Annotated in this window: 8 protein-coding genes; 4 read left to right on the top strand and 4 right to left on the bottom strand. The window is 30.9% G+C overall.

The genetic code is table 11. From position 1 onward, the window contains the following. The first annotated feature begins 465 nt into the window (after positions 1 to 465). Positions 466 to 762, top strand: coding sequence for a hypothetical protein (locus tag AC0ONG_RS28615; protein WP_474205102.1), 297 nt, complete (start codon positions 466 to 468; stop codon positions 760 to 762). 100 nt (positions 763 to 862) lie between these two features. Here the strand turns inward: AC0ONG_RS28615 and AC0ONG_RS28610 are convergent, their stop codons facing one another. After that, positions 863 to 985, bottom strand: coding sequence for an IS3 family transposase (locus AC0ONG_RS28610; protein ID WP_199670361.1), 123 nt, complete (start codon positions 983 to 985; stop codon positions 863 to 865). Between the two features lie 23 nt (positions 986 to 1,008). Beyond that, entirely contained in the window at positions 1,009 to 1,179 is a 171-nt protein-coding gene (locus tag AC0ONG_RS28605; protein ID WP_176519910.1) for a hypothetical protein, read from the bottom strand. A gap of 472 nt (positions 1,180 to 1,651) precedes the next feature. Here AC0ONG_RS28605 and AC0ONG_RS28600 point away from each other — a divergent pair, with 472 nt between their 5' ends. Continuing rightward, the gene (locus tag AC0ONG_RS28600) at positions 1,652 to 2,326 is read left to right on the top strand and encodes a hypothetical protein (protein ID WP_474205100.1); all 675 of its coding nucleotides are present in this window, start codon (positions 1,652 to 1,654) and stop codon (positions 2,324 to 2,326) included. 359 nt (positions 2,327 to 2,685) lie between these two features. Here the strand turns inward: AC0ONG_RS28600 and AC0ONG_RS28595 are convergent, their stop codons facing one another. Further along, positions 2,686 to 3,150 (bottom strand): hypothetical protein, encoded by a 465-nt coding sequence (locus AC0ONG_RS28595; protein ID WP_474205098.1) that lies wholly within the window; start codon positions 3,148 to 3,150, stop codon positions 2,686 to 2,688. 699 nt (positions 3,151 to 3,849) lie between these two features. Between AC0ONG_RS28595 and AC0ONG_RS28590 the strand changes: the two genes are divergently transcribed. Further along, complete coding sequence (locus AC0ONG_RS28590; RefSeq protein ID WP_474205096.1) at positions 3,850 to 4,476, top strand: hypothetical protein; 627 nt, start codon at positions 3,850 to 3,852, stop codon at positions 4,474 to 4,476. 239 nt (positions 4,477 to 4,715) lie between these two features. Here AC0ONG_RS28590 and AC0ONG_RS28585 read toward each other — a convergent pair whose 3' ends face one another. Further along, positions 4,716 to 12,323, bottom strand: coding sequence for a non-ribosomal peptide synthetase (locus tag AC0ONG_RS28585; RefSeq protein WP_474205094.1), 7,608 nt, complete (start codon positions 12,321 to 12,323; stop codon positions 4,716 to 4,718). Between the two features lie 361 nt (positions 12,324 to 12,684). Here AC0ONG_RS28585 and AC0ONG_RS28580 point away from each other — a divergent pair, with 361 nt between their 5' ends. After that, positions 12,685 to 13,611 (top strand): aldo/keto reductase, encoded by a 927-nt coding sequence (locus AC0ONG_RS28580; RefSeq protein ID WP_098033637.1) that lies wholly within the window; start codon positions 12,685 to 12,687, stop codon positions 13,609 to 13,611. Positions 13,612 to 13,732: the final 121 nt, after the last annotated feature.

Raw genomic sequence — 13,732 nt, 5'->3', positions numbered from 1 at the left:
ATAACTATTATAAACCAAACGTATATTCGATATATAGTAAAGTAACACTTTCTATATGTCGAACAATTAAGATGGCTTCCTGCCATCCCTTGTTCGAAGCCAATTCAGCTCCCACCTACTCCTGGGCTGTTGCCCTTCACACACTCCTTGAGGAAGGAATCTTCTTGGCTAAAATGATAAATATATGCACATACTATTAACGGAAGGCTTGAATCATTGTCATTGAAAATGTTCAGCACTTCCGCTCCTTAAGAGAACAGTCTACGCAACTGTTCTCTTTCCTATTTCCTTTTTTCACGCATATAATCTGACAAGCATTATTAACTCTAACTCCCCTACAATCAATCGCATTGCAACATTTTCAATATTCCCTCAACAAATTCTCAATATTTTTCACGGACAACAGCACACTTTCTCAACGGTTTTAATATCTTAATATTAGATACTCAAAGGAGGTATTGAAAAATGACTTGGTTCATTATTTTAGGATTTATGCTTATTTTAATAATAAGCGGTTTTCATGCACATAGTATTCATATCGTTTTCAAAATAGGTTCAGATACAAAAACTGTGCCAAGTTGGTCTTTCGTTAATAAAATAAACTTCCAAACATTAAAAGAATTAATAAAAGGACTAAATAAGGATAAGCTTAAAATCCTTACAATAGGAGAACTTGTTATTCCTTTAAGTTTCTTTAATAGATTATTTAGCAAAACATTAATTTTTCTATTCCTATTCTTTTACTCTCAATACTTAAACTAACGTAATTTAAGATCAGTTAAAGAATAACAATCACTAAGCTTAGCAAGCCAACATTATTCAATCACCTATGATGAACTGGCCCCAAAGAGTTAAACAAAAATTAAGCGACCATCTGAATGTGAGTCCGGTATTGTACTGGACTCATTCCTTTTAACTGTACTTTGATTCTTTTGCGATTGTAATGACCTAGATAATTATCTAATACTATCTTAATATGTTTCATACTTTCAAATTTCATAAGATAAATTACTTTTGCTTTGTCTTGTTCTGGAATTCCTTCTCTTTTTCAACTAAAACCTTTAACTTTTTTAAATAATCTATTTCCATACGTAAACATTCATTTTGACCTTTTAATGCCTCTATAGCCCCTTCAATAGCTGCATTATCTAACTTTGATCTTGTATTTGTAATTCCCATAGCTGGATCCCCTTTCTTCTTTTATATAGGAAATCCATGTCTTATAAATCATATATTCCCCTTCATCTACGGACTGTTTCAATGAATTCCTTAAGAAAAACGATTCTTTTATTTCCTTTGTTTTTAATCTATTTCTAAACATTTCAGATATACTCTTTGAAAAATCCCACTATATTCATTCCATATTTTTCTCTCCTAAATGAACCGTAGTACATATTATCCACAACATATTTATAGGTTTTAATAGTATTTTTAACAAAATCTGCTTACATTTAAATAGACATACCACTTTAATCTGTCAACTCCACCTATATTGATAAATATGAAAAATCAAATTCATTTGACATTTCGATGACTTATAACAGGAAAATATATACATCAAATGAAACCTGATATATCTTTAGTTTGTAAGTTGTAGTTAGTTGGCCAACTTTCCATACAATTTAAGAATATAAAATAAGGGGAGTCTAAAATGAATCCAATATTAAGAAAAAGTAAGAAAAAAATGATGTATCTAGTTGGTTCACTTCTAATTTCTCTATCAATGTTTTCAAATACTAGTTTTGCAGCTACAGAAGGCGCTGTAAAAAGTGTTACAAATAGTACCTATACCGGAATTGCAGCTGATATAAATCTACCAAAATCAGTTGTTGTTAAAGATGGGTATGTGAATTGGTATTTAGGTATTGGGGCATCTAAAGTTGAGGGTGGTATTTCCAAAACACCAAGTGGATATAAAGTATTTCTAAATTCAGGATATAATGAATCAGGTCAAAACAGTAAGTATTGGAACACACAGTTTGATGCGTCAATTAAAGATGGTGATCGAGTAAATCTTAAAATAGTTAATAACGGAAATGGTACGGTTACTATGTATGTAAATGGAAACCCTAGATATGCTAATCAGCCTGTATATGGCTCATTTTCTCAATATGAACCAGTAAAAATGGTTCAGGGGGTTGAAGATACTGGACGTAACTCCTTTAGCCAAGCTAGCTTTTCAAATGTACTTCTAAGAACAGATACATCCGGGGCTACCTACAAAAGTTGGAACAGTTTAATTTCTTCCTCATTTTCAAGACACGGTACTTATGGTAACAATTTCACAGTTTATTCTCAAGTACCATTAAGCGCAAGTTTACGCTAAAGGTTTTATTTGAATAATAATGTTTTTGTGAAAAAGTAGTTGCACTTGCAGCTACTTTTTTCTATAGAGTACATTGTAATAAATATCCACGCCAATATAAATAACATCTTTCAACTTTTTCAAAAAACAAGCTGTTTATTTAAATGTTATGTACAAAAAAACGTAGAAATATTTAATTCCTACGTTTTTATAGGTTAATCAATTAATTCATTTACTATTACAATTCAAAGTCATACTTCGTTTGATAAGCCACTAAGTAAAAATAATACTCCAAAAAAATAACCCCAACTGGCTTTACGCATATATCTCTTGAAAAAACAAGAAACCACCCATTTGGATGGCCTCTAAATTTACTAGTTTTAATATTTTTCTGCTACTAAAATATAATCAAAGTTATTATCTTCATTCCCTCTTACCGATGAACTTACTTCAATATAATAGTCTTCCCATTCTTCCGCTTCAAAAATAATTTTTTCCATATCATTAGAAAGGTTCAAAGATTTTTTTATTATTTTACCTTTCGAATTTCGTACAAATAGATCAAAATCATTATCATCATGCATTCCTTGCAAAGTAACTTCAACTTTCATAGTATCACTTGGGGAAAATCTAAAGATATCTATACCGTCTTTATCGTTTAAATTTAAATTGCCATAAACCACACAATCATACCCCAAATCTAGTCTATTGGCTGTTTCAAGAGTATTATTTGGCTCCGTATCTCTAAATTCTTTCTGTTTTCTAGCAGCGTCCACAAAATTTGTACTACTAAACACAAGTGTTACGGTTCCTAATAATATAATCCCTAATTGTTTTAAATTCATTTTCCTCATCCCCTCTTTATTTTTTGTGTTTATTATGAAATTACATACCTATATTTTACTATTTTGTAAATATTTTTACTATTGAGAAAATCTATTTATCCTTCTTTATTTATTTTACAATCATTTTATAGATGTTTTCTAAGAGTCGAAGTTTTCGAGTCGGTATGTTAAAATTTGTTTCCCCAGCTTTTAGAGCTCAAAAAAATAGGTGGATTCAGCGGATTAATTTGTAATAAAAAATAGAAATAGACAGTCGTGATGGCCTATCTCGTCTTTTTAGATGTATTAAGTGGCTTTTATTTAGCTCTTAATCCTTCAATTTTCTTACCCTTCACCTTAATATCCTCTCGAAAAGATAATATAACCGTGTATAATTTTTTCACGGTTATAATTTTCCACTGTTTAATTAGGAATTTTATATGTTGACCATTTACGCCTAGCATTTTTCTTTCCCCATTTCGCACGACAGTTCCTTTTTGCTCTACGGTAACAATTTCACACATACACATCTTACTTTCCATTTGAATGATAAATTATTAAATCATGATTTATTATTATGCAAAATTACATTTCAATTATAGTTGATAATCATTCTTATTGTAACTATAATGATTACATGTTAGGTGATATACGAAAGTTATTTACGAATTAAACCTAACTGCGTATTTAACTACAACCGGAATGGAGATGTTATAAGGTATGAAAAAAATCATTTTAGCTGGTGCATTAGGAATTGCAGCTCTTGCAGGCACAAATCTACCAGGATTAGAAGTAACAAAAGCAAGTGCAGCTTCTATCGAGTCAAATTTATCAACAATTGAAGGGCGTGTAGTTGAGGTTACTGATAATGTTATCTCTGTTGAGTCAACAAAGTATTCAGAACCTATTAGTATCTATTTAAACTCTACACCAAATGTAAAAGTTGGTGATCAAGTAAAAGCTACTGGTGCAATGATGCGTAATTTTACGGACTATATGGTTGCAGAGTCAATTGAAAAGGTTCAAGATACTGATACATTACACCAGGGAAGTTATTTAAAACATGTTTTTGCATATGAATATGAAATAGGACATGTTACAAAAGTAGATAAGTTTAAATCTGGAATAGAAGAATATAATTATGTAATTGTTCAATATACTGGAAATGACGGAAGTAAACGTAATGTTACAGTTTATTTGACACACGGGCAGAAATTTAATGTAGGTGAAAAGGTTAAAGTTCATATGGCGAACGCTGAAAGAAGTAATGAGTGGTCGATAACAGATGAGATTGAAAAAGTTAATGATTCTCAAGCATTAACTGATGATCGATGGATTTGGTCTTAATATAAAATTGTATTTTTTCTCTTATTGAAAAGAATTATTTGTCTTAGTTAATTTCTTCTGTTAGTAATATGAAGAATTGAAATATTATCCAACCAACTAAATGTATAAACCTTTTAATCGAAAAGAACTTGTAGATAAAACTACAAGTTCTTTTTACTTTTCCAAATAACAAGCGAAAGTAAACAAATATTCAAAACTTCATATTTATAAACCAATCTGTTCAAAATCGATAGTATATTCTATAGCAATATTGGTTCTTTAATGGTTGGTAAAAACTCGATACTCATAGCGTAATGTAATAGCAAATTGATATATTCTTGATTTGGCTCTAAACAATGTATATTCTTCAAATATCTTTGCGTGTATAAACAAGATGGTATAGCTACTGATAGCTCTTCTACAGATTCTAATAAAGGCATTATGAGCTCTAAAGCTTTCTGTTCATCAGTAGTTAAATTTGTATTAAAAAACTTCTCTATATACTTCTCTTGTTTCATTAACAGGATATCGTATCCAAAAGCTTGTAAACTATTAATAAATTGATCCCATTTAAGCTGATTTGGATTACAGATATGCATGGTTTTATTTACTGTATTGACCTTATAAGATAATTCAGTAATAGCTAAACTTCCATAGTCTACAGGCGTTAAATCTACATACGTATTGACGTCAGGAGCTATGCTAGATAGGCATATCCCTTTTAATAATCTATAAAATGCGTTTTCATTAATATTGTATTGAAATTTACCTGTTTTAGAGTTACCCACTAAATTCCCCACACGATATATTGTGGCACGAACTCCTTTTTCCATTGCTTCTCTAACCATTTTCTCGCCTTGAAACTTACTTTCTAGGTACAGATTATCTAAATTTTGCCCTCTATCAAAATTAGACTCAAAGAATTCAAATTCTTTTGGATCGCTTTCAGCCTGACCTACTACACTTAAAGTCGATATATAATGAAAACGTGCATTTGTGTTCTTAGCTAATTCCAATAAGTATTTTGTAGACTGAACATTTACCTTTTGAAAATGCTCACGTTCTCCATAGTGTCTAACTTCTCCACCACAATGTATGATTGACTCTATCCTATTCTTTAAATGGTCCAATTGCTTTGAATCTAGACCTAGATTCATCAAGGATAAATCTCCTTCAATTAATTCTACTCTCTCCTTCAACTTTTGGAGGATTTCTTTACCAAAATAAAACTCCATTCTTTCGTTTAACTTTGCACCAATTACTTGATCCTCATTTTTTCTTACTAAACAGTAAATAGTAGTAGTTGGCAACTGTAATAACCTTTCTAAAATATGTGCCCCTAAATATCCTGTTGCCCCTGTAAGGAAAACTGTTTTTGGATAATTCACCATATCTAACTCACATTCTTCTAATTTAGTTCTTTCATAAACAGAAGTCGTTTTCGTTTCATTTTCCATACATGCCACATTCATATTTTTATCTTTCTTGGACGACATATCTTCCATCTCTTCAATATGAGAGGCTAATTCTTTTATTGTTCTATACTTAAAGAAATCTTGAATTTTCAAGTTAGGGTATAACGGTTTTAATTTGACTAATGCCGGCATAACTTTTAAAGAATGTCCACCCAAATTAAAGAAATCATCTTTTAAACCTATAGATTTTACGTTTAGAACTTCAGACCATACCTTTGCAATGTTTTTTTGCACTTTAGTTTGAGGTTTAAGTTTACACTCATCATTTTGCTCATAATCAAACTCTATTTCTGGTAGTTTTTCAAAATCAATTTTCCCATTCGCCGTTATAGGTATTTCTAACACATGAGAGTAATATTTAGGGATCATATATTCTGGCAATACATTTGATAAATGTATTGCTAGCTTATTTTTCTCTATCCCTATACCGTCCACTGTTTTATAATAAGCTTGCAGTAACATTCCATCTTTCGTTTGTGTTACCACAGCCTGACCTATCCCCTCAAGTTGTAACATTGCATCTTCTATTTCTCCTAATTCAATTCTGTGCCCTCTAATTTTAACCTGCTTATCTTTTCTTCCCATAAATTCTATATTTCCATTTGGTAACCATCTTGCTAAGTCACCTGTTCGATATAATCTTTTACTATTGTCTTCTGAAAATGGATTTGAAATAAATGCCTGTTTTGTTTTCTCTTCCTGCTTCCAATACCCTTGGGCCAATCCTAAACTTTCAATATATAATTCACCCATGCTCCCTACCGGACAATGTTGCATATATGAATTCAATATATGAACCTTTGTATTAGAAATTGGAATACCAATCGGTATGCTTCCTAAAAGATTATTTTCGCCTTCTAATACTGGTATGAAATAATACATTGCTGAGACTGTTGCTTCAGTAGGGCCATACTCATTTACCAGCTGTACTTGGTTTTTAAAAGTATTTTGCCAACTTCTAATGGCATTTGTTGATGCAGCTTCCCCTCCCATTATTATAAATCTTAAAGAACGTATCTTTTCGCTATCCAGTTTAGTTAATGAAGACGATAATTCATTGAAAAATACTGTTGGTATGTCAGAAATAGTTGCTTGTGTTTCTTGAATGGCTTGAGCATATGCGACAGTTGAATAGCGCTGTTCATCACTTAATAAACATAGTTCCGCCCCATTTAACAAGGTAGAAAAAATTTCCGATACAGAAGAATCAAAACTATGGGAATAAAACTGTGTTACTTTATCATTTGGAGAAATCTCAAATACTTCATTTCTCCATTCAACTAAATTTAATACTCCTTTATGCGTTAATAATGTACCTTTTGGTTTTCCTGTTGATCCTGAAGTATAAATTACATATGCCAAGTCATCTGGTTTATTTAAAATTTTCACATCATCATTTATAGTCGTACGATATATATCCTCTATTATTGAAACCTTATAATCACTTAAATTCAAATGACTTTTGTATTTGTTACTCGTTATAATTCTACATGCCTCACTGTTACAAACTATATAATTTATTCTATCCTCAGGGTATTTTACATCGATTGGTATATAGGCAGCACCGGCTTTTAATATTCCAAGCATAGAAACGATACTATTCATGCTTCTATCTAAAAATATGGCTACCTTATCACCTCTTTTTATACCTTTTTCGAGTAAATGTTGAGCTACTTGATTAGAGCTCATATTTAATTGTCTATATGTTAAAGATTCCGTTTCAGTCGCTATAGCAATCCGATTGGGTTGTCTATCTACTTGCATATAGAATTGCTCCTGTATATTTTGAAAATAAAGATATGGTCTTTCTGTCTGATTTACCTTTTTATATAGAGATTCTTCTTCCTGTGATAGGAATGAAAGATTTTCATATGCTACTGTTCGTTGATGAATAAATGCGTCCAGTATATTAAGTAAATTTTGAGTAAATCTATTAATTGACTTTTCCTTGAAAAGGGTAAGATCATACTCAAATGAAATCCCTAGATAATCCAATCCTTCTTCAACAGCTAAAGAAATGTCAAACTTACTAATATCTTGTTTATTAGGTAACAACTGAAGCTTATACGCATCATGTTGCTGCAGAATATCTTTCTGATAACTAAACATAGTAGAAAAAATCGGGTTATTTCCAAAGCTTCTATCAGGATTTATTTGTTCAATTACTTTATCAAATGGGTACGATTGGTTTTGGAATGAATTCAAACATTTCTCTCTTACTACTTTTAATAGCTGTGTTAAATTTTTCACATCATTCAATTGTGTTCTAATCGCTAAGGTATTTACAAAAAATCCTTGTATTTTTTCAAATTCTTGATGATTCCTTCCAACAACCGGTGTACCTACAATAATATCTTTTTGATCCGTTAGATAATGTAACAATTGAATATACGCTGCCAAAAATAGCATATACATAGAAACATTCTCTTGTTCACATACTTGTTTCAAAGACTCTTTCATTTCATTATCTAACTTCATTTCAAATACTGTACCTTTATTTTTTTTATTTGTACTTTGACGATTCCTACTAAAATCTAAAGGAAGATTTAATATAGGAAGAGGTGCTGCAAGTTCGGCCATCCAATAAGATTTTTCTGTATCCCACCAACCTAGATTTAACTGCTCTTGTTCCCACTCAACATAATCTACATATCGATTAGAGATAGTTGGCAACTCAGGATTTCTTCGTTTAGCAAAGGCACTATATACCTTCATTAATTCATCTAATAAATTCCTTACACTCCACTCATCAGTAATAATGTGATGTAAATTGATATATATATAGGATTTTTTCTTATCAAGATTAAAAATTCTAATCCGGAAAAGCGGTCCATTTTCCAAATCAAATGGTGTATGATCCGTTTGATTTATTGTTCTACGTATATATTCTTGTTGTTCCTTTTTAGCCATGTGTTCAATCTCATGGTGTATCAAGTCAATCGCTATTGATTTTAATATGACTTGTCTAGGCTCCCCATTTTTTTCAATAAACACTGTGCGGAGCATCTCGTGTCGTTCAACTAAAAACCTTATGGCGTCCTGTAAAATATCTTTTTTCAAACTCGGCTCAATATATATGTGTAGTGGTGTATCGTATACTCTATTAATAGCGTTTGATTTATTTAAAAACCAGATTCTTTTTTGAGCACTTGATAACTGATAACTTTCCTTATCTGCAACTTTTAATATTTGCATCTTCTGTTCTTCCCTATCATGATTTACTGCCATTAATTTATCGATGTAAGCAGATAGACTAGCAATAGTTGTATGCTCAAAAATATCTCTAATTTCAATTTTTAGATGAAACTCTTTTTGAATTTGATTTAACACTTGCACAGCAATTAATGAATGTCCCCCAAGTTTAAAAAAGTCATCATCTCTGCTGACTCTATATTTCCCTAAATTTAAAATATCAGCCCATGTTTTTGCCAACCTTTTTTCTGTTTCACTTATCGGTGGTACATATTGCTTTTGCATGTTTTCAAGTAAAGATGGGATTTGTAATTCTAATTTTTTTCTATCAATCTTACCACTTGGTGATAATGGAAATGTTTTAAGATGAAATATATAATTTGGCATCATAAAATCTGGTAAACTTTTACTTAATAATGTTTTTAGGTCCTCTTGTTTTATCTCCTTATTGTCTTTTGATAAATAAAAGCTAGCAATTTTGTCATTTTGATAAGTTACCACTACTGTATCCTTTACCTCTGGTTGTTTAAATAATGCTCTTTCAATTTCATCAAGCTCAATACGATAACCACGTAGTTTTACTTGATTATCTTTCCTTCCGATAAATTCTAAGTTTCCATTTGGCAAAAGACGTACTAGATCTCCAGTACAATACATCTTTTTATCATGATTATAGGATTTATCGAAAGAAATAAAAGCCTCTTCTGTTTTTTCCTTTTGATTTAAATATCCGTTGGCTACTCCATCACCGCCAATGAATAACTCACCTACTACACCTGACGGACATAACGTATTAAACGGACTAACCACGAAAACTTCACTATTAGCGATTGGTTTACCTATTGGAATATTAGAAGATTCTTTTTGTATCTCATGATTTACTTTATAAATGGTTGCACATACAGTAGTTTCAGTAGGACCATATGCGTTAAGAACCGGAATCTTTAACCCTAATTTACTTTGCCATTTATGAACTGATTCAGCAGGTAAGGTTTCCCCTCCCACAAATACACATTTTATAGAATTTAATTTAAGCAACATTTCTTTTGGCATATCAGCTATTAATTTAAAAAATGCTGTTGGTAAAAGAACATATGTAATACCATTCTTTTGAATTACATTTATAAATTCCTCTGCTGAACGTTTTTCGATTTCAGAAATTAAATGTATTCTCCCTCCGCATAACAAAATCGGAAACATTTCCATAATAGAGGCATCAAAAATCATCGTTGCAAATTGTAAAAACACATCATTTTTGTCTAAATTAAATTGATTCATTAATGAATATGATAAATTAATTACTCCTTTATGTGGCACAACTACTCCTTTTGGTAAACCTGTTGAACCAGAAGTGTAGATAATATAAGCTGCATCTTCTATGGTATGTGTAGGTGCAATATTATCTATAGAATTAGCGTAATGAAAATCCTCTAGATAAATTGTATGAATCGCAAAACTTTCAATCAATCCCCTGTATTCTTTCTTTGTAATAATCATTTGACTTTCACTATCTTTTAAGATGTATTCTATTCTTTTTTCAGGAAACTTGGGATCGATTGGTACATAAACTCCACCTGATTTTAGGATGCCTAGAATCCACACAATTGTATCAATTTCTCTCACCATAGTAACGCTTACACGTTGTCCCTTTTTTATATCATTTTCACGTAAATAATTCGCTATTTGATTTGACCTTTGCTGCAAGTCATAATAGGTAATCGATCTATCTTCCATAGAAATCGCTATTTGATTTGGTGATTTTAATGCTTGTAGATCGATTAATTGATCTAGTGTTTTTGAATTAGGATATGCAAGAGTATTCGAGTTTATATCTTTGTATAAACGATGATCCTTTTTTAAAAGTAAATCCAATGAATGGATAGGTTCGTTCACCTGCTTCATTAGTTTTTGTAACAAATATATATATCTTTCAACTAAATCATTAATACTCTCTGGCTTATATAAGGCAGAGTTATAGTCAACCTCAATTTTATTCCCTGTTTCCCCTTCATATCTCATTATTCTCCAGGTCATGTTAAAAGGATTTACTCTTTTACAATCTGTTAAAACTACGGACTCAATATCAGGAATTTTCAATTGAGGCAACCTTACCGTATTAAATGCCGTTGCATATATCATATTATGGTGTGTATTTTTATTTAGATTTAAATCTTTTACGATATGTGAATACGGATTATGTTTATATTTAATAGCTAAATGAACAAATTTGTTCACCTTGTTAAGTATTTGCCTAAATGTATCCCCTTTTTCTATTGTTATACGTATAGGTAATGTATTAACAAAATAGCCAAAAGCATTCATTTCTTCCGTATGTGGTCTAGTATTAATCGGAATACCTACAATAATTTCTTCAGCATTTGTCATTTGATGAAGCAAGATACAATACGTACTTAACATAACCCGATAGACACTTATGTTATTACTTTTAGCAAAACATTGTATTTGATAAAAGAGAGCGGAATCTATACTCTTGCTTATATTTTTGTTCGTATATCTCTGTTCATCCCTTTTATTTACAGTAACAGGAAACTCCGTAGGAGGTAATTCACCTTGTAAATAATCTTGCCAATAGGATGATCCTTCTCTATATATTGCGCTGTCAATAAAACCTTCCTCAAATTCTACAAGGCTCTTATAAGGAGATTCTAATACTAAACCCGTATTTTCTTGAAGTAATTCACAATACGTATTAGATAATTGTCGGACAAAAATTCCTAAACTACATCCATCATAAATAATGTGATGAAAAATCATATGCAAAATAAATTCATCTTCACTTAATTTAATGATGTGGAATTTAAACAAAGGGCCTTCTTCTAAATTAAACTTCTCATTCACTCTAGATTCTACGAATTTTTTTAAAATAGATTTTTGTTCTTTATTTTTAAAAGCAGTTAAATCCTTAATTGGTATATCAAAATCTATACTCTTTCGAATTAATTGTTTAATTTTTCCGTCCTTTTTCATAAATAGTGTACGCAGCGCCGGATAAGATTGCACTATTAAAGTAAGCGTTTTCTTAAAGGTCTCTATTTGAAGATTTCCTTTTAGCTTTATAATAGTAGGTTCATTGTTCATTCCTTTTTCTAATTCCATTTGATGCGCTATCCATAATGCTTCTTGCCCTACTGTTGCATCCAATTCTTCTACAATTTCATATTGCTTTTGTATTTCTTTCATATGAATTTCTCCTTTTATAAATATTTCAAAACGGATAATATTTACATTTATAACTATATGTACAGATTCTACGATTTGTACATATATATTTTCCGACTAAATTCAACATTTATTTCGCTTAATGCATAGTTATTAAAATTATGAATAAAGTTCATATTTATACCGTAAAAATCCATACTTTTATTCAATTCAAGCATAAAAAACCATTTAACTAATAATTCTAATTACTTTTTATAAAATATTTATATGTATATTTATTAAGATATCTAATCCATATCCAGAAAACAAATTCTAGAATATTCCATCTGTTCGCTATATATATTTCTAATAACATAAACTGAAAAGGAGGAGTCCGTACATAATGGAATATAGATTATTAGGAAACACTGGATTAATTGTTTCAGAGATAGGATTCGGTTCTTGGGCAATTGGTGGAGATGAATGGGGAGCAGTAAAAGATAATGAATCCATTGATGCAATAAATAAAGCGATTGATCTAGGGGTTAATTTTATTGACACTGCTGATGTTTATGGACTAGGTCATAGTGAAACGTTAGTTGCAAAAGCTATAAATAATCGCAGACAGGATATAATTCTTTCTACAAAAGGTGGATTAATTGGTCATCATTATGACCAAAATCAACCAGCCGTTTATGGAGATCCTCAAAAGATCATTGATGCGTTTGAGGCTAGTTTACTGCGGCTTAAAACGGACTATATAGATGTGTACTTTTGTCATATTTGGTGGGATAAACCTGAAGAAACAGAAGCCTTTCTACAAGCTTTCCACACCTTAAAAAAATCTGGCAAAGTAAGAGCTGTTGGCGTTTCTACTAATGATTTAGATTATATTAAACATTTTAATCAGAATGATGATTTAGATGTTGTACAATTAGATTATAGTATTCTGAATAAAGAACCTGAAAAAGACATCCTTCCTTATATTGAAAAACATAATTTAGGTGCTGTGATAAGAGGTCCACTTAAGATGGGAATTTTAACTGGGAAATTTAATCATGAAACTCAATTTCCAGACGATGATTTAAGAAAAGATTGGCCAAAAGAAAAGTGGTTTAAAGATAGCATAAACAAAGTAGAGAAGTTACGTTCACTTGTACGATCAAATCGAAGTTTAGCGCAAGTTGCTTTACGTTATGTTTTAAGTCACCCTGCCGTTTCAGTTGCTATTCCTGGTGCAAAAAATTCTACTCAGGTTGAAGAAAACTCTTCACATTTAATTCGCCCATTATTATTAGATAATGAAATTGAATTCATTAAACAACTTTGATCAAATAATTATTCTTCCATAAAAAATCATGCTGATTTTTCTACCAAATCCATACTACTACTTCTTCTCCACTAGAACATATCTTTAGCACTTCCACCCTATTTTTTTATCTTTTCCCAAC

It is taken from the genome of Bacillus sp. TCT6 (assembly GCF_056033845.1).
Note: the sequence above shows the minus strand (reverse complement) of the source record. Positions and strands in the feature narration are given on the sequence as shown.

What these genes read in the sequence shown, in the direction of transcription:
- AC0ONG_RS28590 (WP_474205096.1), top strand. Translation starts at nt 3,850, where the DNA reads ATGAAAAAAATCATTTTAGCTGGTGCATTAGGAATTGCAGCTCTTGCA.
- AC0ONG_RS28585 (WP_474205094.1), bottom strand. Translation starts at nt 12,323, where the DNA reads ATGAAAGAAATACAAAAGCAATATGAAATTGTAGAAGAATTGGATGCA.
- AC0ONG_RS28595 (WP_474205098.1), bottom strand. Translation starts at nt 3,150, where the DNA reads ATGAATTTAAAACAATTAGGGATTATATTATTAGGAACCGTAACACTT.
- AC0ONG_RS28580 (WP_098033637.1), top strand. Translation starts at nt 12,685, where the DNA reads ATGGAATATAGATTATTAGGAAACACTGGATTAATTGTTTCAGAGATA.
- AC0ONG_RS28605 (WP_176519910.1), bottom strand. Translation starts at nt 1,179, where the DNA reads ATGGGAATTACAAATACAAGATCAAAGTTAGATAATGCAGCTATTGAA.
- AC0ONG_RS28600 (WP_474205100.1), top strand. Translation starts at nt 1,652, where the DNA reads ATGAATCCAATATTAAGAAAAAGTAAGAAAAAAATGATGTATCTAGTT.
- AC0ONG_RS28615 (WP_474205102.1), top strand. Translation starts at nt 466, where the DNA reads ATGACTTGGTTCATTATTTTAGGATTTATGCTTATTTTAATAATAAGC.
- AC0ONG_RS28610 (WP_199670361.1), bottom strand. Translation starts at nt 985, where the DNA reads ATGAAACATATTAAGATAGTATTAGATAATTATCTAGGTCATTACAAT.